This is a genomic window from Armatimonadota bacterium (assembly GCA_031081675.1).
GTDB lineage: Bacteria > Sysuimicrobiota > Sysuimicrobiia > Sysuimicrobiales > Kaftiobacteriaceae > Calidihabitans > Calidihabitans tengchongensis.
Genome location: JAVHLZ010000007.1, coordinates 39,295 through 62,530, shown reverse-complemented (window position 1 = coordinate 62,530; position 23,236 = coordinate 39,295). Strand labels below are relative to the sequence as shown.

The following is a 23,236-nucleotide window of genomic DNA, read 5'->3' as shown; positions in this document are numbered from 1 at the left end:
TTGGGAGAGGCGGTGGAGAGGGTGAGGGTGAAGGGGGAACGGGAGAACTCCGTCCCCGGCTCGAATCGTTTAGGTTAGTGTACCGCCGCCCACTCAGGCGGACCGTCCGACCATGAGGAGGAGACCGTGAAGGTCCTGTTGGCCGTCGCCTTGCTGGCCGTCATCGCCCAGGTGCCCTCCTGCGAGCAGGAGGATCGAGGTCCCCTCGTCGGCTTCGTGGAGGACAAGTACATCGTCAGCACCGGGATGGGGGCCGGCAAACCCGCCATCGTCATCCAGGCCGCCGAATACATCGTCCCCTGGGACTTCTACCGCGAAGTCCAGGTGGGAGACCTCGTCAAGTACGAGAACGGCCAGTGGATCATCGTCCGCAAGGCGTCGGGTTCCCGGACGGCACCACCAGTGGTGACGACGTAAGGGGCGCGGCGCGCGCCTCGACGCGGCCCCGGAATTTCGACGCTGGGGGTCTGACCCCAAAATGAGGGGTCTGACCCCAAAATTTCGCGCGGAATTCCGAGCCTGAATCGAGATCGAGGGGTCTGACCCCAAAATTCCGCAGGGCTTGGCGATGAGGGGGGCTAAAAGGCGAGGGGGCGGACGCTGGTCCGCCCCCTCCCCGGATTCCCGCCCGCCCGGCCGGCCGTCAGCGGAGGTTGAAGCTCACCCCCACGTAGACCCCGTTGCCGGCGCTGGACCCCGTAAAGCCCAGTACCCCCGACGTCTGGCTGGTGAACTGGTACTGCACGCCCACGTCGTAGATGGTGGCCGTCAGCCCCGACGACGAGACGTAGTGGATCGCCGCAAACCCCTGCCACCGGGGGGCCAGGGTGAGAGCCGCGCCTCCCTGAATGAAGACGCCCGACCCGCTGGTCCCCGCCACGTTGGTGAAGGCGATCCCGGCCCCCACGAACGGGTCGATCCCCGGCGTCCGGGCCGGGAAGTGCAGCCGCACCCCCAGGTCGATCTCGCTGTCAAACGGCGGGATGGTGCTGTAGGCGAACGCCGCGTCCAGCGTGGGGTTGATCCGGTAGGCGACCCCCAGCACCCAGTCGGTGGTCCCGCCGATGCTGACCAGCCGGGCGCTCACGGAGTTGCCCCGCTGGGTCGCCAGCTGCGCCGCGGCCGGCGCCGGCATCCAGGCTCCGACAGCCAGAGCCGCTGTGACTGTGAGGGCGACGACTGACAGACGTTTCATCGTGTGCGCTCCCTCCTTCAGGGGCAGGATTGAACGCGCGCTACAGAGCATGCCCTCTCGGCCGCACACATTAGACGGCCCCCCCGCATTTCCTCCGCTCACAGCCAGATTCCGCGTCTCTCCCGCCCCGCGTTGCCGCCGCCGCCATGTCGTTCCCCTCTTCCCTCCTCCCTCTAACCGTGCTACAGTGCCCGCAGACAGCAGGTGGTGTCCTTTAAGCCGGTCCCGTGAGGCCGGGAAGGCATGCAAAAGGGAAGAGGGAAGAGGGAAAAGGGAAGAGGGAAAGGGCAAGAGGGAAAGCCGTGGTCTTCGGATGCGGCTTCGGCCCCGACTTGCGAACCTCTGAACCTCACACCCCGCTTCCCCAGCCTCGAAGCTCGGATATCGAACACCGAACCGCGGCACCCTGGGTCGCCGTCCCTCGCCGTCGAGGTCGCCGGCATCCGGTTCGCCCACCCGGTTCTGGCCGCGCCAGGCCCGCTGGGCTTCGGGCGCGAGGTCCAGAGCGTCGTCGACCTCCGCTCCTTCGCCGGCTTCATCACCAAGTCGGTCACCGTTGACCCGCGCCCCGGCCACCCGCGCCCCCAGGTGGTCCGCACCCCGGCGGGGTGGCTGAACTCCCTGGGCCTGCCCAACCCCGGCCTGGCCGGCTTTCTCACCCGCGAGCTGCCGTTCCTCCGGACCCTGGGCATCCCCGTCATCGTGAGCCTGGCCGGCGAGTCCATAGACCAGTACGTGACCATGGCGGAGGTCCTGGCCGACGAAGACGGCGTGGCTGCCGTCGAACTGAATGTCTCCTGCCCCAACGTGGACCGCGGGATGGTCTTCGGGGTGGATCCGGTCCTGACCGCCGAACTCGCGGGCGCCGTCCGCCGCGTCTTCCCGCGCCCCCTTCTGGTGAAGCTGACCCCCCATGCGACCGACGTCGTGGCGGTCGCCCGGGCCGCCGAGGACGCCGGCGCCGACGGGCTGTCGGCGATCAACACCCTGCTGGGGATGGTTGTCGACGTCTCCACCCGCCGCCCGGCTCTGGGGGGTGTCACGGGGGGCCTGTCGGGGCCGGCCGTGCGGGCCGTGGCCGTGCGCGTGGTGTGGGAGGTGGCCCGGGCGTGTCGGATCCCGGTCATCGGCATGGGCGGGATCGCCGCGGCCTCAGACGCCCTGGAATTCCTGATCGCCGGCGCCCGCGCGGTGGCGGTGGGCTCGGCCGTGCTGGATGCCCCGGCCGTCGCGACGGAGATCCGGCTGGGGCTGGAACGCTACCTGGCCGCGTGCGGCCTGACCGACATCGGCCAGATCATCGGCTCCCTGGAGGTCCCCCGTGAACACGCGTGATGCCCCGGACCCGACGTCCGGTCGCGCTCCCGCGGTCCCGCGATCCCGCGATTCCGTCCTCGTCGTTGCGCTGGACGTGCCCACGCTGGCGGAGGCGGAAGATCTGGTGGATCGCCTGTGTGGGCTCGTGTCGTGGTTCAAGGTCGGGTCGGAACTGTTCACCGCCGCCGGGCCGGCGGCCGTGCGGGCCGTCCTCGACCGCGGGGGACAGGTGTTCCTCGACCTGAAGTTCCACGACATCCCCCGCACCGTGGCCGCCGCCGTCCGGGCGGCCGCCGACCTGGGGGTATCCATGATGACCGTGCACGTGGCCGCCGGCGACGAGGCCCTCACGCGGTCCGCCCGGGCCCTCCGGACCCGCCGCGATCCTCCGGGGAGGCTGTCCGACCGCGTGTCCGCGCGTCCCCTCCTGGTGGGCGTGACGCGCCTGACCAGCGAGCCCGCCACGTCTGGCACGTCCGGACAGATCGTGGAGGCCGCGCTGCTGTCCCGCCGGTGCGGCCTGGACGGGGTGGTGGCGGCGGCGGGCGAGGCGGCGGCGATCCGCCAGGTGTGCGGGAGTGACTTCATCATCGTCACCCCCGGCATCCGGCCGGCGGGGACCGACGAGGGGGACCAGGCCCGCACCGCCACCCCCCGGGATGCGGTCCGGGCCGGAGCCGACTACCTGGTGGTCGGCCGGCCGATCCTCGAGGCGCCGGATCCGCGGGAGGCAGCCGGCAGCATCCTGGAGGAGATCGAGGCGGCGTTACGCCAGGAGGGCGACGCCCCGCCGCGGAAGGTGTAGACCGGGCCGGGTGCGGGGTGGTGGCGATGCGGGCGGACGACGTGATCGCGCTGCTGCGGCAGACCGGGGCGTTTCAGACCGGTCACTTTCTGCTCAGTTCGGGCATGCACAGCCCCCAGTACATCCAGTGCGCGCTGCTGCTCCAGTACCCCGAGCACGCCGCGCGGGTGGGCGCGGCGCTGGCCGACCGGTTCCGCGCGAGCCGCCCCCAGGCGGTCATCGGACCGGCCTACGGCGGGATGATCATCGCCCACGAGGTGGCCCGCGCCCTCGGCGCGCGGTCGCTGTTCGCCGAGAGGGTGGAGGGCAAGTTCGAGCTGCGGCGCTCGTTCGCCATCGCGCCCGGCGAGCGGGTGCTGGTGGTGGAGGACGTGGTGACCACCGGCGCCGCCACCCGGGAGGTGGCGCGCCTGGTGGAGCGTCTGGGCGGCGTCGTGGTCGGGGTGGGCGCCATCGTGGACCGCAGCGCCGTCCCGCTGCGGTTTGACTGTCCCGTTGAGGCCCTGGCGGCCATCGAGGCCCCCGCCTACATCCCGTCTCTGTGCGACCTGTGCCGCGAGGGCGTTCCCCTGGTCAAGCCCGGCAGCCGCAGCTGGCCGGCCGCGGTGGGCTAGCGCGGCCGCCGGCGCGCTTTCTCGCGGCGTGAGCGAAACACGAACATTCTGGCCACGGGTGGCGGGGGCGTTCGTTGACAGAGGCGCCGGGCGGCCCCTATAATCGAGCCACATTCGATGGCCGGACCGGGTCGGATGTTCCGCCGCGGCCCGGACCTGGCCGGCGCAGGTGAACGGCTCTGGCGCTCCTGGACGATATCGACGAAATCCTCATCCCGGAGGCGGCGCTGGCGGCCCGCATCCGGGAGCTCGGACAGGCCATCAGCCGGGACTACAACGGGAAAGAGCCGCTCCTGGTCGGGATCCTGACCGGAGCGGTGTTGTTTGTCTCCGACCTGCTCCGGCACATCACCATCCCCTGCCAGCTGGACTTCATGGCCACCAGTTCCTACGGCAACGGCACCGACAGCTCGGGCATCGTGCGCATCCTCAAGGACCTGGACCAGTCCATCGAGGGCCGCCACGTGCTGATCGTGGACGACATCATCGACACCGGCCTGACCATGGACTACCTGCTGGAGACCCTCAAGGCCCGCTATCCGGCCAGCCTGAAGGTCTGCGCGCTGCTGGACAAGGTCCCCCGCCGCCTGCGCCCCGTGCCCATCGACTACCGGGGGTTTGAGATCCCCGACCGGTTCGTGGTGGGCTACGGCCTGGACTACGCCGGCCGGTACCGCAACCTGCCCTTCATCTGCGTGCTCAAGCCCGAGGTGTACGGCCAGAAGCCGCCGGAGGCGCTGGTCCGCCCGGCCGGAGCCGTCACCCCCGGACGCTGATGCTGTTCCTGGGGCGGAACCGCACCGTCAGGCGCACCTACAGTCTGGACGAGGTCGCCCTCGCCCCCGCCGCCGTCACCGTCGACCCCGCCGACGTGGACCTGTCCTGGTCCGTGGGTGAACGGCGATTTACCCTGCCCTTCGTAGCCGCCGCCATGGACAGCGTGGTGGACGTGCGGACCGCGGTGGCCCTGTCGGAACTGGGCGGCCTGGGCGTGCTGAACCTGGAAGGCCTCAGCACCCGCTACCCGGATCCGGAGGAGCCCCTGGAGGAGATCACGGCCGCCGCTCCGGAGGAGGTCGTGGCGGTCCTGCAGCGGGTGTACCAGGCGCCGGTCCGGGAAGACCTGGTGGCGGAGCGGATTCGCGCCATCAGCTCCGCCGGGGCCGTGGCCTGCGGTGCCGTCACCCCTGCGGCCGCGCCGCGGCTGCTCCCGGTGGCGGTGGAGGCGGGCGCCCACGTGATGGTGATCCAGTCCACCGTGGTGACCGACCGGCACCTGTCGTCCCGCGGGCGGGCGGTGTCCCTGCGCGACCTGATCTCCCGCACCGACGTACCGGTCCTGGTGGGCAACTGCGTCGGCTACGAGGCGGCCCTGAGCCTGCTGGAGGCGGGGGCCGCCGGCCTGCTGGTGGGCGTCGGGCCCGGGGCGGCGTGCACCAGCCGCCGGGTGCTGGGGGTGGGCGTGCCCCAGGCCACCGCCATCGCCGACGTGGCGGCGGCCCGGGACGCCCACGCCCGCCGGACCGGCCGCTCCGCGCCGGTGATCGCCGACGGCGGCATCGCCACCGGGGGCGACGTGGCCAAGGCCATCGCCTGCGGCGCCGATGCGGTCATGCTGGGATCGGCCCTGGCGCGGGCCGAGGAGGCGCCGGGGCGAGGGTACCACTGGGGGATGGCCACGCCGCATCCGGCGCTGCCCCGGGGGACCCGCATCCGCGTGGGGACCGCGGGCACCCTCCGGCAGATCCTGCTGGGGCCGGCGCGGACCGACGACGGCACCCAGAACCTGGCCGAGGCCCTGCGCACGGCCATGGGCATGTGCGGGGCGCGCACCGTCGTCGAGATGCACCAGGCCGAGATCGTCCTGGCCCCGTCGCTGGCCACCGAGGGCAAGGGCTGGCAGTTCGCCCAGGGCGTGGGGCAGGGGCGGTGAGGGAACACAGCGACGGGGTCCGGCACCGGGGAGCCGGCGTCCGGGGCGCGTCTGCACTGCGGTCCGTGGCCCTCAGGCCGCGAAAGCGGTGCCGTCGTTGAGGGGGATCCCGGGGGTACCTGAGCGTGGACGGATGGACGGAACCGGACGCGGCACACAGGCGGATCGGCCGGAGGCTCCCCGCGCCGGCCGCGGGGGTGCGGCCGCTCCCGTGAGCCCGGCGCGGCTCGAACGCTCGACTCCGGCCTCGCCCGCCCCGGATCCCGACCTCCGAACCCCCCATCCCGTCAGTTCCGTGGACACCGTCCTTGTGGTCGACTTCGGCGCCCAGTACGCCCAGCTCATCGCCCGCCGGGTGCGCGAGTGCCGGGTGCGCAGCCTGATCGTGCCCCACGACACTTCCTACGAGGAGATCCTGGCCCTGCGTCCCCGCGGACTGATCCTCTCGGGCGGGCCGGCCAGCGTGTACGAACCCGGGGCGCCCCGGTGCGACCCGCGGATCTTCGACGGCGCGCTGCCGGTGCTGGGCATCTGCTACGGGATGCAGCTGATGGCCCACGTCCTGGGGGGCCGCACCGCCGCCGCGGGCAGGCGGGAGTACGGCCGGACCCGGCTGTTCGTGGACGACCGGGCCGACCTGTTCAGCGGGCTGGAAGCGCGGCTGATGTGCTGGATGAGCCACGGGGACTCGGTGGTGGAGCTGCCGCCGGGGTTTGTGTCCCTGGCCCGCACCGACCACAACCCCGTGGCCGCCATGGCCGACCGCGATCGCCGGCGCTTCGGGGTCCAGTTCCACCCCGAGGTCACCCACACGCCCTGGGGCCGGCAGGTCCTGCAGAATTTCCTGTACGCGGTCTGCGGCTGCCGCCCCCAGTGGACCATGGCGTCGTTCATCGACACCCAGGTGGCGGCCGTCCGGGACCAGGTGGGTGACGGCCGGGCGGTGGCCGCCCTGTCCGGGGGCGTGGACTCGGCCGCGGCCGCCGCGCTGGTGCACCGCGCCATCGGCGACCGGCTCACCTGCATCTTCGTGGACCACGGCCTGCTGCGCCGGGGAGAGGCCGAGCAGGTGGTCACGACGTTCCGGGACCACTTCCGGGTTCCCCTGGTCCACGTGGACGCCCGGGAGCGCTTTCTGGCCCGGCTGGCCGGGGTCGCCGACCCCGAGGCCAAGCGGCGGCTGATCGGCGAGGAGTTCATCGCCGTCTTCCGCGAGCAGGCCCGCCGCCTGGGCGACGTGCAGTTCCTGGTGCAGGGGACCCTGTATCCCGACGTCATCGAGAGCGGCACCCGCACCGCCGCGCGCATCAAGACCCACCACAACGTGGGCGGGCTGCCGGCCGACCTCCCGTTCCGCCTGGTGGAGCCGTTCCGGGAGCTGTTCAAGGACGAGGTGCGGGAGGTGGCCCGCCAGCTGGGCCTGCCCGACGCCCTGGTGTGGCGCCACCCGTTCCCGGGCCCGGGTCTGGCCATCCGGGTGGTGGGGGAGGTGACGCCCGAGCGCCTGGAGCTGGCCCGGGCCGCCGACGCCATCCTGATCGAGGAACTGCAGGACGCCGGCCTGATGCGGCAGCTGTGGCAGGCGTTCGCCGTCCTGCTGCCGGTGCCGTCGGTGGGGGTGAAGGGCGACGCCCGCGCCTACGGCCACACGGTGGTGATCCGCGCCGTCACCAGCGAGGACGGCATGACCGCCGACTGGGCCCGGCTGCCCGACGACCTGCTGGAGCGCATCGCGTCGCGGCTCACCCGCGAGGTCCCCGCCGTCACCCGCGTCCTGTACGACGTCACCTCCAAACCCCCGGCGACGATTGAGTGGGAGTGACGGGCATCTGCGCGATCTACGCGATCGCGCGATCTACGCAATCGGAGGCCTGTTGAATTGCGCGATTGCGCCGATGGCGCAGATCGCGTAGATTACGCACATCGCCCTCACGGCCGGTGCCGCTTGCGCGCTCGCTCCCGGGCCAGGTAGGCAATGAGTCCAGACGCCTGTTTTTTGAAATCCTCTGTGCAGCGAAACAGGGAGTGGAAGGTGGATGCGTCAATATGGGCGAGGTCGAGGGACACGTACAGGTGGCTCTGCACTTCGGCTGCGGACGCCTTGGCCGTGAACAGGTACTGTAGGAACTCTCTGTCTGACCGGCGGGAGAATCCCTCGGCGACGTTGGCCATCGTCGAAAGCGCTGCCCGTCGGATTTGATCTCGCAGGCTGCGGTCCCAGCCCGCGGACGTGACCTCGTAGACAGCCCGCACAAGTCTCCGGGCCGCTTGCCATACGGGTAGGTCCTCAAACCGCTTGTAGGTCATGGCGCCTCTATTGTCTAGCGGGGCCTTCGCCCGGCGCCATGGCCGTCATGGGCCAATGGCCGTCAGCCGTCTCGCGGAATCGATGCTCAGGAATTGACGCTCACGCTCACATGCCTCGCCCCCCAACGGAGGTGTGGATCGCGCAGATTGCGCAGATCGCGTAGATCGCGTAGATTTGTCGTCGGTGGATCTCCTGGCTGACCTCAACGAACCGCAGCGGCGGGCCGTCCTGCACCCGGGCGGCCCCTTGTTGATCCTGGCCGGCGCCGGCAGCGGCAAAACCCGGGTCCTGGCCTACCGCCTGGCGTACCTGGTGCGCCACCAGGGCGTCCCGCCCTCCCGCATCCTGGCGGTGACGTTCACCAACAAGGCCGCCGGCGAGATGCGGGAGCGGGTGGACCGGCTGCTGGGCGCGGCGGTGGCCCGGGCGGCGTGGATCGGCACCTTCCACCACATCTGCAGCCGGATCCTGCGCCGCCACGGGGAGCGGGTGGGGGTGGCGCGGGACTTCCTCATCTACGACGAGGACGACCAGCGGGCGGTGGTGCGCCAGTGCCTGCGGGACCTGGGCCTGGACGAGCGGCGGTTCCCGCCCGGGGTGGTGCTGGCCCTGATCGACCGGGCCAAGAACGAGGCCCTGGACCACCTGGCGTTCGCCCGGCGGGCATCGGGGTGGTACGAGGAGACCGTGGCCCGCGTCTACCAGGCCTACCAGAAGGCCCTGGCCGAGCGCAACGCGCTGGACTTCGACGACCTGCTCCTGCAGACGCTGCGCCTGTTCGAGGAGGCGCCCGACGTCCTCCAGGAGTACCAGGAGCGCTTCCTCCACATCCTGGTGGACGAGTACCAGGACACCAACCACGCCCAGTACCTCCTCATCCGGACCCTGGCCGCCCGGCACCGCAACCTGTGCGTGGTGGGTGACGACGACCAGGCCATCTACCGCTGGCGGGGGGCCGACGTGCGCAACATCCTGGAGTTCGAGCGCGACTACCCCGACGCCACCGTCATCACCCTGGAACAGAACTACCGGTCCACCCAGGCCATCCTCCGGGTGGCGGGGGAGGTCATCGCGCGCAACCCCCACCGCCACCGCAAGGTCCTGTGGACGGCCAATCCCCCCGGAGACCCGGTGGTGCGCTACGAAGCCCGGGACGGCCACGACGAGGCGCGCTTTGTGGCCGACGAGATCCTGCGCCTGGTGCGGTCCGACGGCCTGCGCTACCGGGACGTGGCGGTCCTGTACCGGACCAACGCCCAGTCGCGCCTGTTCGAGGAGCAGTTCCTGCGCTCAGGCATCCCCTACACCATCGTGGGCGGGCTGCGCTTTTACGAGCGCAAGGAAATCCGCGACATCCTCGCCTACCTGCGGCTGGCCCTGACCCCTGCCGACGACGACAGCCTGCGGCGGGTCCTCAACGTGCCCCGCCGCGGCATCGGCGAGGTCAGCGTGCAGCGGCTGGAGGCCTACGCCCGCGCCCACGGGATCGCGCTGCTGGAGGCCATGGGCCGCCCCGACGCCCTGGAGGACCTGCCGCGGCCGGCCCGCGCCGCGGCCGCCGACTTCGCCGCCCTGATGGCCCGGCTGGCCGACCGGGCGCGCCGGGTCCCGCCTGCCGACCTGATCGAGATCGCCCTGGCCGAGACCGGCTACCAGGCCATGCTGGAGGCCGAGGGGACCGACGAGGCCCACAGCCGGCTGGAAAACCTCCGGGAGCTGGTCACCGTCGCCCGGGAGTTCCAGGAGGTGTCGGGGGAGGACAGCCTGGAGGCGTTCCTGCAGCACGTGGCCCTGATCACCGACGTGGACACCTGGACGCAGGAGGTCGACCGGGTCACCCTGATGACCCTGCACGCGGCCAAGGGGCTGGAGTTCACGGTGGTGTTCCTGGTGGGGCTGGAAGAGGGGCTGTTCCCCCACGCCCGGGCGCTGGAAGAGGAGGGCGGGCTGGAGGAAGAGCGGCGTCTGTGCTACGTGGGCATGACCCGGGCCCGCCGCCGTCTGTACCTCACCCATGCCCGCATGCGCGCCGCCTTCGGCAGCGCCCTGCCCGGGGTGCCGTCGCGCTTCCTGGACGAAATTCCCCCGGACCTGCTGGTCCCCCTCCAGGTGCCGCCGGCGCCGGCCGAGGTGGACCTCGACCGGGACGTGTCCGTCCCCTCGGTGGGGGACCGGGTGCGCCACGCCCACTTCGGCGAGGGGCGCGTCCTGGAGGTCGAGGGGGAGGGGGCCCGGGCGGTGATCACCGTGCAGTTCGCCCAGGGCGTCAAGCGGCTGGCGGTGGGTTACGCGCCGCTGGAGGTCCTGCCGAAGTAGGTGGTTGTCTGAGGGGATCCGCCGGCGCGGCGGCAGGCGCCCCCCGGGCAGGAGTCGCCCCCGGCGTCCGCCAAAATCGGTGAATGATACTCCCGTGACCCGTGTGCGGTAGCCATGTCCGGGGAGCCCGGCACAGTGGCGATCGGGCCCCGGAGCGAGGAGGGAGAGACATGGTCGTTCGGACGCGCAGGGATGCCGTCCCGTTCCTCCGGGCCCTCCCGGCCGCGCTGGCGGCCCTGGTCCTGGTGGCCACCCTGCCGGCCGGGACCGGCGCCCAGGCCCGGGTGGGGGCGTGGGTGGACGTGGTCCTGGCGGTGGAGGAGCCCAGCGACGCCTCGGCCATCACCCGGCTGGAGGCCAACGACATCCAGGCGTGGTTTTCCGGCACCTCCAACCCCGAGCAGCGGACGCGCCTGGAGCGTCTGCGGGGGCTGACGTCGGCGACCTCCTACGGCCTCTACCACGAACTGACCCTCAACCCGGTGGGCCCGGTCTTTCCCAACACCGACAGGCTCAACCCGTTCGCCGTGCCCCGGATCCGGGAGGCGCTGAACTGGCTCATTGACCGCCGGTACATCGCCAGCGAGATCATGGGCGGTCTGGGCTCGCCCCGGTATTTCCCCATCGCCACCGTCTTCCCCGACTACGCCCGCCTGGCCGACGTCGCCCGGCGGCTGGAGCTGGCGTACGCGCCCAACCCCGAGCGCGCCCGCGCCGTCATCACCGAGGAGATGCAGAAGCTGGGCGCCACGCTGGTGGGCGGCAAGTGGCAGTTCCGGGGAGCGCCGGTGACCCTGACCTTCCTGATCCGCACCGAGGACGAGCGCCGCCGGATCGGCGACTACATCGCCGGGCTGCTGGAGGGCCTGGGGTTCACCGTGGAGCGCCGCTACGGGACCTCCCGGGACCTGGCGCCCCTGTGGATCGGCGGGGACCCCGCCGAGGGACGCTGGCACCTGTACACCGGCGGGTGGATCACCACCCTCATCAGCCGGGACGAGGCCGACAACTTCGACTTCTTCTACACCAGGCGCGGCCTGACCGAGCCCCTGTGGCAGGCCTACAAGCCCGACCCCGAGTTCGACCGCATCGCCGAGGCGCTGGCCCAGCGCAAGTTCCGCTCGGTGGAGGAGCGCCGGCGGATGATGGCCACGGCGCTGGAGCTGGCCCTGAAGGACTCGGTGCGGGTGTGGCTGGTCACCCGGACCTCCATCTGGCCGCGGCGGGCGGAGGTGGAGCTGGTGGCCGACCTGTCGGCGGGGTACTCGGGGGCGCGGCTGTGGCCGTACACCCTCCGCTACCGGGACCGGGTCGGCGGGACGATGAAGATCGCCCTCCCCAGCATCCTCACCCAGCCCTGGAACCCGGTGGGCGGGTCCAACTGGATCTTCGACCAGGCGCTGATCCGCGCCACCCAGGACTGGGCCACCATCCCCGACCCCTACACCGGCCTGTTCCACCCCCAGCGGGTGGAGCGGGCGGAGGTGACCGTCCGCCAGGGCCTGCCGGTCACCAGGACGCTGGACTGGGTGACCCTGCGGTTCGCGCCGCGGATCCCCGTACCCCCCGACGCCTACATCGACTGGGATGCCCGGGCCCAGCGGTGGATCACGGTGGGCGAGAAGCACCCCCAGGGCCTGGCGGCCAACGTGAAGACGGTCGTGTACTTCGAACGGGACCTGTTCCGCAAGGTCCAGTGGCACGACGGCAGCCGCCTGTCCCTCGGCGACATCATGCTGGGGATGATCCTGGGCTTTGACCGGGCCAAGAAGGAGAGCGCCATCTTCGACGAGTCGGTGGTGCCCTCGTTTGAGTCGTTCCAGGAGACCTTCCGCGGGTTCCGCATCGTCTCGAAGGACCCGCTGGTGGCCGAGTACTACACCGACACCTGGCAGATCGACGCCGAGCTGGTCGCCTCCACTGCCGCCGAGGCTTTCATGCCCAACTACGGCTTCGGCCCCGGCGCCTGGCATGCGGTGGGCCTGGGGATCCGGGCCGAGGCGGCCGGCCAGGCCGCGTTCAGCCGGGACAAGTCCACCAAGCGGAAGGTGGAGCACCTCAACTACGTGGCCGGGCCCACGCTGGCGGTCCTGGACCGGCAGCTGGAAGCCGCCCGGGCCGAAAACTACATTCCCTACGCGCCCACCCTGGGGGCGGTGATCAGCCCGGAGGAGGCCCGGCAGCGGTACACCTTCCTGACCCACTGGCGCACCGGCCGCGGCCACTTCTGGGTGGGGATGGGGCCGTTCCAGATCCAGCGGGTGTCCCCGGTGGAGAAGATCGTGGAGCTGCGGCGGTTCCCGCGCTTCCCCGACCCCTCCACCAAGTGGCTGCGTTTTGGCGAGCCCAAGATCCCGGTGGTGTCCACCAGCGGTCCGCGCTCGGTGAAGGTGGGCACCGAGGCGGCGTTTGAGGTGCGCATCACCTTCCGGGACCAGCCCTACCCGGCGGCGGAGATCGACGAGGTCAAGTACCTGCTGTTCGACGCCCGGGGACAGCTGGCGGCCCAGGGGGCCGCCCAGCGGGCGGGGGACCTGTGGAGGGTGGTCCTGCCCGCCGCCACCACGGCCCGGTTGGCCCCGGGCTCCAACCGCCTGGAGGTGGTGGTGGTCTCCAAGGTGGTGAGCATCCCCGCCTTCAGCAGCCTGAGCTTCACCACCCTGCCGTGACCCGGCCGGGTCATGTAGGATAGAAAGCAGCGCGCAGGCGGAGGGGGCGCTGCCGGGCGCCCCCTCCCGCCTGCGCGGACCCCTATGGCCCAGGCCGTCGTTCCCGCGGTCCCCAGGACGAGGGCGGCCGGCACCCTGGCGCGGGTGGCCACCTATGCGGGCACCCGCCTGCTGGCCCTGTTCCTGACGGTGGTGGCCGGCGTCTACCTGACGATCCTGGTGGCCAACATGGGCGGGTACGTGGACCGGATCAAGCGCGCCGAGATCCGCGAGCAGGTCTCCCTGCAGGTGCTGCTGGACCCCCAGATGCGGATGCGGCCTCCGGAAGAACGCCAGCGGCTTGTCGAGCAGCTGGTGCGGCTGGAGGAGCAGCGGCTGGGGCTGGACCGGCCGTTCCTGGTGCGCAGCGTGACCTTCCTGCGGGAGGCGCTGCTGCTGCGGCTGGGGTTCGCCGAGCACACCACCAGCGACACCGGCTCGCGCCTGGTCCGCAACATCATCCTGGACCGGCTGCCGCCGACCCTGCTGCTGTTCGTCACGGCCCAGGTCCTCCTGTTCGTCACGTCGGTCGTGGCGGCGCTGTCGCTGTCCCGCCGGTACGGCAGCCGGGCGGACCGGCTGATCATCGCCCTGGCGCCCACCTCGGCGGCCCCGGCGTGGTTTTACGGCATCTTCCTCATCCTCATCTTCGCCGCCCTGCTGCGGGTGCTGCCGTTCGGCGGCATGGTGGACGCCCCGCCACCCGAGCACCCGGTGCGCTACGCGCTCAGCGTGCTCAAGCACATGATCCTTCCCACCGCCGCCCTGTGGGCCAGCACCATCTTTCTGGCGGTGTACTCGTGGCGGACGTTCTTCCTCATCTTCAGCAGCGAAGACTACGTGGAGATGGCCCAGGCCAAGGGGCTGCCGCCCGCGATGATCGAGCGCCGGTACATCCTGCGCCCCACTCTGCCCACCATCATCACCAGCTTCGCCCTGGGCCTGATCGGCGCGTGGACCGGCGCCATCGTCCTGGAGACGGTGTTCACCTGGCCGGGGCTGGGCCGGGCCCTGTACCAGGCCATCGGGGCGTTTGACACCCCGGTCATCGTGGGGGTCACCATCATCTACGCCTACCTGCTGGCCCTGACCGTCTTTGTCCTGGACATCGTCTACGCGGTGGTGGACCCCCGGGTGAAGGTGGGCGGGGAGGAGCGGCGGTGAGGGACGCTCTGGCCGAGATCCGCCGCATCCCCGCGGCGGTGGCCGGCCTGGCCATCATCGGGCTGCTGGTGCTGCTGTCGGTGTACGCGGCGGTCCGGCTGCCTCTGCCCGAGGCGGTCCGCCTGTGGCAGGGCGGGGAGGACCTGTGGCTGGACGTCCCCCGCAACGCCTGGCCGGCGTGGACCAACTGGATTCCCGGGACGCGCCGGCGGGCGGCCACCATCGTGGTGGACAGCCGCCGGGCGTTGCGCCGCCAGGACGACCTGGGCGGCGGCGTCCGCCAAATGACCGCCGATCTGGCCTTCGCGTATCCCTACCAGACCCCGCCGCCGGAGCTGTCGGCATTCCTGGAGGCGGAGTTCAGCGAGCGCGCTCCCCACGTGGCCCTGGCCTGGCGGTTCCCCGACGGCCGGCAGATCCCCCTGGCGGAGCTCACCGTGGACCGCCGGCGGTACGCCTACCGCATGTCGGCCACCCCGGACCTGCGCCAGCAGCTGGGCGGTCCCCCGGAGGCGGTGCTCTTTGCCGACCCCGCCCGCCCGGGCCAGGCCCGGCCCGGGCGCTACGCGTTGGAGGTCAGCGCCTTCCTGTTCGAGCCGGAGGCGCGGCTGGACGCGCGGCTGGTGGTCTACGGGGAGGTCTACGGGATCGCCGGCACCGACCACCAGCGCCGCGACCTGACGGTGGCGCTGCTGTGGGGCACACCCGTCGCCCTGGCGTTCGGGCTGCTGGCGGCGGTGGGGTCCACGGTCAGCACCCTCATCATCGCCGCCGTCGGCGTGTGGTACGGGGGGTGGGTGGACGGGCTGATCCAGCGGATCACCGAGGTGAACCTGATCCTGCCGGTGCTGCCCATCCTCATCATGATCGGGACCCTGTACTCCCGCAGCATCTGGGCCATCCTGGGCGCGGTGATCCTGCTGGGGGTGTTCGGAGCGGGGATCAAGACCTACCGGGCCCTGTTCCTGCAGGTGAAGGAGACTCCCTACATTGAGGCCGCCCGCGCCTACGGGGTCCGGGGCCTGCGCATGGTGTTCACCTACATGATCCCCCGGGCCATCCCCGTGCTGATCCCCCAGTTCGTCACCCTGATTCCCGCGTTCGTCTTCCTGGAGGCGACCCTGGCGGTGCTGGGCCTGGGCGACCCGGTCCTGCCCACCTGGGGCAAGGTCCTGGAGGACGCCTACCGCCAGGGAGCCCTGTACACGGGCCACTACTACTGGGTCCTGCAGCCGGCGGCGCTGCTCATGCTCAGCGGCCTGGCGTTCACCATGCTGGGCTACGCCCTGGACCGCATCTTCAACCCGCGCCTGCGGGAGATGTGACCGTGGACGAGCGCAGACCTCCGACCGCCCCGTCCGTCCCGTCGCTGCTGCGCACCGAGGACCTGCGGCTGTACTTCCGCACCCACCGGGGGCCGGTGCAGGCGGTGGACGGAGTGGACCTGGTGGTCCGGCGGGGCCGCAGCCTGGTCATCGTGGGAGAGAGCGGGTGCGGCAAGTCCTCGCTGGTGCGGGCCATCCTGCGCCTGCTGCCCCGCAACGTCCACACCTATGCGGGGCGGGTGTGGCTGGACGGTCAGGACATCATGGCGCTGCCCGAGGACCAGTTCCGCCGGGAGATCCGGTGGGTCCGGATCGCCCTGGTCCCCCAGGCGGCCATGAACGCCCTCAACCCCGTCCTGCCGGTGGGAGACCAGGTGGCCGAGCCCCTGCTGGTGCACGGCCGGGCGAAGACGGCCGCCGACGCCCGCCGGGCGGTCCTGGACGTCTTCCGGCAGGTGGGGGTGCCGCTGGACTTCGTGGAGCGGTATCCCTTCGAGCTCAGCGGGGGCATGCGCCAGCGGGTGGCCCTGGCCATGGCCCTGATCATGGTGCCCGACCTGATCATCCTGGACGAGCCCACCTCGGCGCTGGACGTGCTGACCCAGGCGGCGGTGCTGAACGTGCTGAAGGCCGTCAAGAAGGAGATGGGCGTGACCTTCCTGCTGGTGACCCACGACATCGCCACCAGCAGCGAGCTGGCCGACGACGCCGCGGTCATGTACGCCGGCCAGGTGGTGGAGGTCAGCACCGCGGGCCAGTTCTACCGGGAGCCGCTGCACCCCTACAGCCGGGCGTTGATGACCAGCGTCCCCGCCCTGCGGGAGGAGAAGGCCCTGGCGGCCATTCCCGGCCGACCCCCCAGCCTGGTCCGTCCGCCGGCCGGCTGCCGGTTCGCCGACCGCTGCCCGGCGCGGTTCGGCCGGTGCAGCGAGGAACCGCCGCTGCTGCAGGTGGACGGCCGGCAGGTCCGGTGCTGGCTGTATGCGTGAGGGGGCCATGTCCGACAACGTGCTGCTGTCGGTCCGGGATCTGCACACGTGGTTCGAGCTGCGCCGGTGGGGGTTTCTGCGCGCCGGGGTGGTGCGGGCGGTTGACGGGGTGAGCTTCGAGCTGCGCCGGGGCGAGGCGGTGGCCATCGTCGGCGAAAGCGGGTGCGGCAAGAGCACCCTGGCCCGCACCCTGCTGGGCCTGCACCCGCCCACCCGGGGCGAGATCGTCTTCGACGGCCGCGCCCTGGACGGCACCGCCCTGCGGTGGTACCGGGCGCGGGTGGGGTACGTCCAGCAGGACCCCTACGGGGCGCTGCCGCCGTTCATGACCGCCCGGCGGATTCTGGAAGAGCCGCTCCTGGTCAACGGCGTGGCGTCCGCCCGCGAGCGCCTGGAGCGGGTGCGGACGGTCCTGGAGGACGTGGGGCTCACCCCCGTGGACGACTTTCTCCCCCGCTACCCCCACATGCTCAGCGGCGGGCAGCAGCAGCGGCTGGTGGTGGCGCGGGCGCTGATCCTGCGGCCGGACCTGCTCGTCGCCGACGAGCCCGTCTCCATGCTGGACGCCTCGGTGCGGGTGGAGATCCTGCAGCTGCTGCGGGCCCTGCAGGCCCGCTACCGGCTGGGGGTGATCTACATCACCCACGACCTGTCCACGGTGCGGTACTTCTGCGAGAGGGTGCTGGTCATGTACGCGGGCCGGATCGTGGAGGACGCCCCGGTGGACCGGCTCATCCGGTCGCCCCGGCATCCCTATACCCAGGCCCTGCTGGCGGCCATCCCCGACCCCGACCCGGACAACGCCGCCCGGTTCCGGGACGTGCCGCCGGGGGAGCCTCCCAGCCTGCTGGCTCCTCCCGCGGGCTGCCGGTTTCACCCCCGCTGCCCCCGCATCGTGCGGGGCGTGTGCGAGGTCCGCGACCCCGCCTTCTGGGAGCCCGACCCCGCCCACCGGGTCGCCTGCTGGCTGTACGCCCCCGCCGTGGCGCCGGTGCCTGCCGCTCCGGTGCCCGGCCGCCGGGATGGGGATCGGACGGGGTGAGGCTGGAGCGCCCACATCGCCTCGTGGCTGCGGGAGCCGCGCTGCTGGCGGTCGGCTGGGTGACGGTCTTCGCGATGGTCCTCCGCTGGATCCCCCCCTCCCTGGGACTTGGCCTGGCGGCCTACGGGGTCGCGGTGGCGGGACTGGCGGTGGGTATGGTGGGAGCCGCCGGGCTGCTCAGGCGCCGGCTGGGGCCGTAGCAGGTCCCGGGAGTGTGGACCGGGGTGGCCGGTCGGAGCGCCGGGGGAGAACTTCCGACAGGGGAACTGCGTTACCTTGGCGTAACAATAGTATGCTTCCGTGAGCAGGGAGGCGAAGGTGTCTGGCGAGCCGGCCGAGCGGTGGCCGGACCTGATGACGGTGGAACAGGTCGCGGCCTACCTCCAGGTGCACCGGATGACCGTGTACAGGTACATCCGGTCCGGGCGGCTGCCGGCGGCCAGGGTGGGCAGGGTCTACCGGGTACGCCGGGCGGACCTGGAGGCGTTCCTGGACAGGCACCGGGTGCCCGGGGCCTCTCCGGTGCCCCCGCGGCGGTCGGACGCCGCTGTCACACCGTCCGGGGATCCGGCCGGGGGACAGCCGCCCCGCCTGCCCGTCCGGGACCGGATGCTGTTCAGCCTCAACCCGCTGGAGTGGGTCCTGCACAGCCTGCACTAGGGCGCGGGAGGGGGTGCGTGGACGCGAGCGAGCACGCGACACTCGGGACGGACTGTCCCGAGACTCTGGACACGGAGGGGGAGTGAGATGCGCGCGCGATGGCAGCAGGCGGTCCTGTTGCTGGCGGCGGTAGCCATCACCCTGTGGCCGGCGGGGGCCGTGCAGGCCCAGCAGCCGGCGGCCGGGCGGGACACCGTCGTCATCGGTATCCAGCAGGAGCCCGACTTCCTCAACCCGCTGTTCGCGGAGATGGCGGCGGCGGTCTCCGTCATGGACACCATCTTCGTCAGCGACGTGGAGCGGGACAACACCTGGAAGCTGTTCGCCCAGGGCGTCCAGTACATCCCCAACCTCCGGGACGGCACCTGGAAGCTGGACGGCGACCGGATGACCCTCACCTGGAAGCTCAAGGCCCGCAACTGGCATGACGGGCGCCCCGTGACCTGCGCCGACTACGTCTTCGGCCACACGGTGGCCCGCAACGTGAACGTGCCGGTGGTGGTGCGGGACCTGACCAACCGCATCGCCAACGTCCTGTGCACCCGCGGCGCCGAGGGGCTGGACATCCAGGTGAACTGGAAAGAGCGCTACGCCTACGCCAACCTGACCATCACCGAGTACGGCGCCCTGCCCCGGCACGTGGTGGAGCGGTACTACCGGGAGAACCCCAGCAAGCTCAACGAGGCGCCGTACGGCAACGACCCCCGGATCACCGTCGGCGACGGCGCCTACCGGCTGGTGGAGTGGCGCAAGGGGGCGTCCCTGACGGTGGAGGCGGTGCCCAACCACCCCCTCTTCGGGACGCCGCGGATCCGGCGCATCATCTGGCGCTTCATCCCCGACACCAACGCCCTGGTGGCCAACATGCTGTCGGGGGCCATCGACGCCATCAGCACCATCGGGATCTCCTTCGACCAGGCGGTGCAGCTGGAGAAGCAGGCCGCCGGCCGGTTCCGGGTGTTCTTCGAGCCGGGCCTGATCTGGGAGCACATCGACTTCAACCTGGACAACCCGCTGCTGCAGGACGTGCGGGTGCGCCGGGCCATCGCCCACGGCATCAACCGGGAGGCCATCTCCCAGCAGCTGTTTGAGGGCAAGCAGCCCGTCTCCCACACCTACCTGCCGCCGCGGCACCCCGGCTACACCGACAACGTGCAGAAGTACCCCTACGACCCGGCGCGGGCCCGGGCGCTGCTCCAGGAGGCCGGCTTCACCCCCGGCCCCGACGGGATCATGCGCAACGCCGCCGGCCAGCGCCTGTCCTTGGAGATCAACACCACCGCCGGCAACCGGGTGCGGGAGCAGGTGGAGCAGATCATCCAGCAGAACCTGCGGGAGGTCGGCATCGAGATCACCATCCAGAACTTCCCGGCCCGGGTCCTGTTCGGCGAGATCACCAACCAGCGCAAGTTCAAGGCCCTGGCCATGTACGCGTGGGTGATGTCGCCCACCTCCGACTGCGACCAGCTGTACACCTCCGACGGCATCCCCACCGAGGCCAACGGGTGGGCCGGGCAGAACTACCCGGGCTACAAGAACCCCGAGATGGACCGGGTGTGCAAGGCCGCCAGCCGCGAGGTGGACGAGGCGGCCCGGAACCGGCTGCTGCAGCAGAGCGCCCAGATCTTCGCCCGGGACCTGCCGGCCCTGCCGCTGTACGTCCGGGCGTCGGTCGCCGCCGCCAAGGTGGGGCTGCAGGGCTTCACCGCCGTGCAGCTGAGCGGCACCTACGAGACGTGGAACGCCCACCGGTGGTTCTGGCAGTGACCTGAGGGGTGCCGGGGCGGGGGATTCGATCTCCCGCCCCGGCCCCGTGATCCTCCGTGCAGCGGTACATCCTCCGGCGCATCCTCCAGATGGTCCCCATCGCCCTGGGGATCTCCGTGCTGCTGTTCACCCTGCTGACCCTGGCGCCGGGGGATCCGGTGGACCTGCTGATCGCCTCCGACCCCCGGGTCCGGCCCGAGGACGTGGCGCGCCTGAAGCGCCTGTACGGCCTGGACCAGCCCATCCACGTGCGCTACCTGAAGTGGCTGGGCCGCACCCTGCAGGGCGATCTGGGCTTCTCCCGGACCTACAAGCAGCCGGTGACCGACCTGCTGCGGGACCGGATCGCCAACAGCCTGTGGCTGACGGTGACGGCGTTCGTGCTGGCGGTGACCGTGGCGGTGCCGGTGGGCATCTACTCCGCCCTGCACCAGTACTCCCTCTTGGACTACGTGGCGACCACGTTCACGTTCTTCGGGGTCAGCATCCCGGTGTTCTGGTTCGGGATCATGGCCATCTACGTGTTCGCCGTCTGGCACCCCTGGACGGCCATCCCGGGGCTGGGCTGGCTGGTGCTGCCGCCCGGCGGCATCAGCACCCCGGGCGTGCCGCCGGGGCTGCCGTTCATCCTGGACCGCCTGCGCTACATGATCCTCCCGTCCATCGTGCTGGCGCTGCTGTCCATGGCCACCTACACCCGCTACACCCGGTCCAGCATGCTGGAGGTCATCCGCCAGGACTACGTGCGGACGGCCCGGGCCAAGGGACTGGCGGAGCCGGTGGTGATCAACAAGCACGCCCTGCGCAACGCCCTGATCCCTCTGGTCACCATCATCGCCCTGTCCATCGCCAACCTCTTCGCCGGCGCCCCCATCACCGAGACCGTGTTCGCCTGGCCCGGGGTGGGGCGGCTGCTGGTGGAGTCGGTCCTCAACGGCGATTACGTGGCTGCCCAGGCCGTGCTCATGTTCCTGGCGGTCCTGGTCCTCGTGTTCAACCTGCTGGCCGACGTGGCGTATGCGGTGCTCGACCCGAGGATCCGGTATGACTGACCGGGGGTGGGCGCTCGGGGTCCGGCAGCCGTCCCTGCCGTCCCGGCCTCCCCACCCTCGCGCCCCGGCGGGACGGGGGTAGAGGCATGGCCCGCCCCGCGGTCACCCTTGCGCCCGCGGCCGCCGCGGCTGAGGCCGCCCGCGCCGGCGAAGGCTACTGGCAGATCGCCTGGCGGCGACTGCGCCGCCACCGGCTGGCCATGGGGGGGCTGGCGGTCATCGCTCTGCTGATCCTGGCGGCCGTCTTCGCCCCGTGGATCGCGCCGTACCGGTTCGAGCAGATCGACCTCACCAACAGGTTCGCCCCCCCGTTTGTCGGCCGGCACTGGTTGGGCACCGACGACCTGGGCCACGACGTCTTCACCCGGCTGCTGTACGCCGGGCGGGTGTCGCTGGTGGTGGGGTTCGCGGCGGCTTTCTCGGCGGTGGCGCTGGGCACCCTGGTGGGGGTGGTGGCCGGCTACTACGGCGGCCTGCTGGACAACGTCCTGATGCGCCTGACCGACATCGTGCTCACCCTCCCCGTCTTCGGCGTCCTGCTGCTGCTGGGGCGCTACTTTGGCGGAGGCATCCTGCCCATCGTGGTCATCATCGGCCTGTTCGGGTGGACGGTGGCGGCGCGGCTGGTGCGGGGGGAAATCCTGCGTCTGAAGACCCAGGACTTCGCCGACGCCGCCCGGGCCCTGGGCGCCAGCGAGACCCGCATCATCTTCCGCCACCTGCTGCCCAACGCCATGGCGCCCATCATCGTGGCCGCCACCCTGGATGTGGGGGGCGCCATCCTGACCGAGGCCGCCCTCTCCTACTTCGGGGTGGGCATCCAGCCGCCCATCCCCTCCTGGGGCAACATGCTGCAGAACGCCCAGAGCTACCTGTGGACCGACCCCTGGCTGGCCTTCTGGCCCGGCCTGATGATCTTCCTCACGGTCCTGTGCTTCAACTTCTTCGGCGACGGCCTGCGCGACGCCCTCGACCCCCGGCTGAAGATCTGACGGGCGGCGCCCGGGACCACAGGCCGGGGGAGCGCAGGAGGACGGCGGCCGCGGCGTTCCCGAACCCCGTGAGTGAGGCATGATCTCCTACCTCATCCGGCGCCTCGTCCAGAGCCTGGTGGTCCTGGCGGGCCTGTCGGTGGTGTTCTTCGCCCTCCTGGCGGCGACGCCGGGAGACCCGCTGGAGGTCCTGGCCTCCCAGCGGCCGGACCTGCTGCCCGAGGACGTGGCCCGGTTGCGCGCCCAGTACGGGTTGGACGATCCTCTGCCGGTGCGCTACCTGAAGTGGCTGCGCAGCGTGGTGAGGGGCGACCTGGGATACTCGCGGACCTACAGCGAGCCGGTGGCGACCCTGGTGGCCCGCCGCCTGGGGGCCACCATGCAGCTGGCCGGGGCGGCGTTCGCCCTGGGGGTGCTGGGGGGCGTGGTGCTGGGGATTCTGGCCGCCGCCCGGCCGCGCTCGGCGTGGGACTACGCCGCCACCGGCCTGTCGGTGGCGGGCCTCTCCGTTCCCGTGTTCTGGCTGGGGATCGTGGCCATCCTGGCGTTCGCGGTGTGGCTGCGCTGGCTGCCGGCCGGGGGGATGATGACCCCGGGGGTCGAGGCGGGCCTGCCGGCGCTGGCGGACCGGGCGCGGCACCTGGTCCTGCCCACGGTCGTCCTGGCCGCCGGCGGGATGGCGGCGTGGGCGCGCTACACCCGCGCCGGGGTGCTGGAGGCTCTGGGGCAGGACTACATCCGCACCGCCCGGGCCAAGGGGGTGGCAGACGGCGCGGTGATGCGCCGCCACGCCCTGCGCAATGCGCTGCTGCCGCTGGTGACCCTGGCGGCGCTGGCCGTGCCGCGTCTGCTGGACGGGGCGGTGGTGGCCGAGACGGTCTTCAGCTGGCCGGGGATGGGACTGCTGCTGTACCAGGCGGTGCTGGGCCACGACTACCCGGTGGCCATGGCGGTCCTGATGCTGCTGGCGGCGGTCACGGTCCTCGCCAACCTGGCCGCCGACGTGGCCTACGCCGCGGTGGACCCGCGAATCCGGTACGGATGAGCGC

Annotated in this window: 21 protein-coding genes; 19 read left to right on the top strand and 2 right to left on the bottom strand. The window is 71.6% G+C overall.

Annotated elements, in window-relative coordinates; genetic code table 11:
• The first annotated feature begins 126 nt into the window (after positions 1 to 126).
• Positions 127 to 417: a hypothetical protein gene (locus RB150_04135; GenBank protein ID MDQ7819726.1), complete on the top strand. Its 291-nt coding sequence runs from the start codon at positions 127 to 129 to the stop codon at positions 415 to 417.
• A 226-nt stretch (positions 418 to 643) separates the two neighbouring features.
• On the opposite strand, the gene RB150_04130 is transcribed toward RB150_04135, so the two are convergent.
• Positions 644 to 1,195 carry a hypothetical protein gene (locus RB150_04130; GenBank protein MDQ7819725.1) on the bottom strand — a complete coding sequence of 184 codons (552 nt, stop codon included), beginning with the start codon at positions 1,193 to 1,195 and terminating at the stop codon, positions 644 to 646.
• A 381-nt stretch (positions 1,196 to 1,576) separates the two neighbouring features.
• On the opposite strand from RB150_04130, the gene RB150_04125 reads away from it, so the two are divergent.
• The 6 genes from RB150_04125 (at position 1,577) to guaA (ending at position 7,686) form a co-directional block, all read left to right on the top strand.
• Entirely contained in the window at positions 1,577 to 2,530 is a 954-nt protein-coding gene (locus tag RB150_04125) for a dihydroorotate dehydrogenase (GenBank protein MDQ7819724.1), read from the top strand.
• Positions 2,517 to 3,317, top strand: coding sequence for an orotidine-5'-phosphate decarboxylase (gene pyrF, locus RB150_04120; GenBank protein ID MDQ7819723.1), 801 nt, complete (start codon positions 2,517 to 2,519; stop codon positions 3,315 to 3,317). Before RB150_04125 ends, pyrF begins: the two co-directional genes overlap by 14 nt.
• 26 nt (positions 3,318 to 3,343) lie before the next feature.
• Complete coding sequence (gene pyrE / locus RB150_04115; protein ID MDQ7819722.1) at positions 3,344 to 3,931, top strand: orotate phosphoribosyltransferase; 588 nt, start codon at positions 3,344 to 3,346, stop codon at positions 3,929 to 3,931.
• Positions 3,932 to 4,110: 179 nt separating this feature from the next.
• Positions 4,111 to 4,707, top strand: a complete 597-nt coding sequence (gene hpt, locus RB150_04110; GenBank protein ID MDQ7819721.1) for a hypoxanthine phosphoribosyltransferase — start codon at positions 4,111 to 4,113, stop codon at positions 4,705 to 4,707.
• Positions 4,707 to 5,864: a GuaB3 family IMP dehydrogenase-related protein gene (locus tag RB150_04105; GenBank protein MDQ7819720.1), complete on the top strand. Its 1,158-nt coding sequence runs from the start codon at positions 4,707 to 4,709 to the stop codon at positions 5,862 to 5,864. The genes hpt and RB150_04105 overlap by 1 nt, the downstream gene beginning before the upstream one ends.
• Positions 5,865 to 6,159: 295 nt before the next feature.
• Positions 6,160 to 7,686, top strand: coding sequence for a glutamine-hydrolyzing GMP synthase (gene guaA / locus RB150_04100; protein ID MDQ7819719.1), 1,527 nt, complete (start codon positions 6,160 to 6,162; stop codon positions 7,684 to 7,686).
• Between the two features lie 107 nt (positions 7,687 to 7,793).
• Here guaA and RB150_04095 read toward each other — a convergent pair whose 3' ends face one another.
• Positions 7,794 to 8,171 (bottom strand): four helix bundle protein, encoded by a 378-nt coding sequence (locus tag RB150_04095; GenBank protein MDQ7819718.1) that lies wholly within the window; start codon positions 8,169 to 8,171, stop codon positions 7,794 to 7,796.
• A gap of 184 nt (positions 8,172 to 8,355) precedes the next feature.
• On the opposite strand from RB150_04095, the gene pcrA reads away from it, so the two are divergent.
• The 12 genes from pcrA to RB150_04035 all read left to right on the top strand — a co-directional run bounded on the left by pcrA (position 8,356) and on the right by RB150_04035 (position 23,232).
• Complete coding sequence (gene pcrA / locus RB150_04090) at positions 8,356 to 10,488, top strand: DNA helicase PcrA (GenBank protein MDQ7819717.1); 2,133 nt, start codon at positions 8,356 to 8,358, stop codon at positions 10,486 to 10,488.
• A 170-nt stretch (positions 10,489 to 10,658) separates the two neighbouring features.
• A complete protein-coding gene (locus RB150_04085; GenBank protein ID MDQ7819716.1) occupies positions 10,659 to 13,157 on the top strand; it encodes an ABC transporter substrate-binding protein in 2,499 nt (832 codons plus the stop codon).
• An 84-nt stretch (positions 13,158 to 13,241) separates the two neighbouring features.
• Positions 13,242 to 14,360, top strand: a complete 1,119-nt coding sequence (locus tag RB150_04080; protein MDQ7819715.1) for an ABC transporter permease — start codon at positions 13,242 to 13,244, stop codon at positions 14,358 to 14,360.
• The gene (locus tag RB150_04075; GenBank protein ID MDQ7819714.1) at positions 14,357 to 15,685 is read left to right on the top strand and encodes an ABC transporter permease; all 1,329 of its coding nucleotides are present in this window, start codon (positions 14,357 to 14,359) and stop codon (positions 15,683 to 15,685) included. Before RB150_04080 ends, RB150_04075 begins: the two co-directional genes overlap by 4 nt.
• A gap of 2 nt (positions 15,686 to 15,687) precedes the next feature.
• Positions 15,688 to 16,674 (top strand): ABC transporter ATP-binding protein, encoded by a 987-nt coding sequence (locus tag RB150_04070; GenBank protein MDQ7819713.1) that lies wholly within the window; start codon positions 15,688 to 15,690, stop codon positions 16,672 to 16,674.
• A 7-nt stretch (positions 16,675 to 16,681) separates the two neighbouring features.
• Positions 16,682 to 17,716: an ABC transporter ATP-binding protein gene (locus tag RB150_04065; protein MDQ7819712.1), complete on the top strand. Its 1,035-nt coding sequence runs from the start codon at positions 16,682 to 16,684 to the stop codon at positions 17,714 to 17,716.
• On the top strand, positions 17,713 to 17,916 hold the full coding sequence (locus tag RB150_04060) for a hypothetical protein (protein MDQ7819711.1): 204 nt from the start codon (positions 17,713 to 17,715) through the stop codon (positions 17,914 to 17,916). Before RB150_04065 ends, RB150_04060 begins: the two co-directional genes overlap by 4 nt.
• A gap of 118 nt (positions 17,917 to 18,034) precedes the next feature.
• Positions 18,035 to 18,376 carry a helix-turn-helix domain-containing protein gene (locus tag RB150_04055; GenBank protein ID MDQ7819710.1) on the top strand — a complete coding sequence of 114 codons (342 nt, stop codon included), beginning with the start codon at positions 18,035 to 18,037 and terminating at the stop codon, positions 18,374 to 18,376.
• 87 nt (positions 18,377 to 18,463) lie between these two features.
• Complete coding sequence (locus RB150_04050; protein MDQ7819709.1) at positions 18,464 to 20,143, top strand: peptide ABC transporter substrate-binding protein; 1,680 nt, start codon at positions 18,464 to 18,466, stop codon at positions 20,141 to 20,143.
• A gap of 56 nt (positions 20,144 to 20,199) precedes the next feature.
• Positions 20,200 to 21,195, top strand: a complete 996-nt coding sequence (locus RB150_04045) for an ABC transporter permease (protein ID MDQ7819708.1) — start codon at positions 20,200 to 20,202, stop codon at positions 21,193 to 21,195.
• A gap of 86 nt (positions 21,196 to 21,281) precedes the next feature.
• Positions 21,282 to 22,187 (top strand): ABC transporter permease, encoded by a 906-nt coding sequence (locus RB150_04040; protein ID MDQ7819707.1) that lies wholly within the window; start codon positions 21,282 to 21,284, stop codon positions 22,185 to 22,187.
• A gap of 79 nt (positions 22,188 to 22,266) precedes the next feature.
• Positions 22,267 to 23,232, top strand: a complete 966-nt coding sequence (locus tag RB150_04035; protein ID MDQ7819706.1) for an ABC transporter permease — start codon at positions 22,267 to 22,269, stop codon at positions 23,230 to 23,232.
• Positions 23,233 to 23,236: the final 4 nt, after the last annotated feature.

Coding starts and splice junctions, on each gene's coding strand:
- RB150_04130 (MDQ7819725.1), bottom strand. CDS start 1,195: ATGAAACGTCTGTCAGTCGTCGCCCTCACAGTCACAGCGGCTCTGGCT.
- RB150_04040 (MDQ7819707.1), top strand. CDS start 21,282: ATGGCCCGCCCCGCGGTCACCCTTGCGCCCGCGGCCGCCGCGGCTGAG.
- RB150_04080 (MDQ7819715.1), top strand. CDS start 13,242: ATGGCCCAGGCCGTCGTTCCCGCGGTCCCCAGGACGAGGGCGGCCGGC.
- RB150_04065 (MDQ7819712.1), top strand. CDS start 16,682: ATGTCCGACAACGTGCTGCTGTCGGTCCGGGATCTGCACACGTGGTTC.
- RB150_04035 (MDQ7819706.1), top strand. CDS start 22,267: ATGATCTCCTACCTCATCCGGCGCCTCGTCCAGAGCCTGGTGGTCCTG.
- RB150_04095 (MDQ7819718.1), bottom strand. CDS start 8,171: ATGACCTACAAGCGGTTTGAGGACCTACCCGTATGGCAAGCGGCCCGG.
- RB150_04050 (MDQ7819709.1), top strand. CDS start 18,464: ATGCGCGCGCGATGGCAGCAGGCGGTCCTGTTGCTGGCGGCGGTAGCC.
- RB150_04105 (MDQ7819720.1), top strand. CDS start 4,707: ATGCTGTTCCTGGGGCGGAACCGCACCGTCAGGCGCACCTACAGTCTG.
- pyrE (MDQ7819722.1), top strand. CDS start 3,344: ATGCGGGCGGACGACGTGATCGCGCTGCTGCGGCAGACCGGGGCGTTT.
- RB150_04085 (MDQ7819716.1), top strand. CDS start 10,659: ATGGTCGTTCGGACGCGCAGGGATGCCGTCCCGTTCCTCCGGGCCCTC.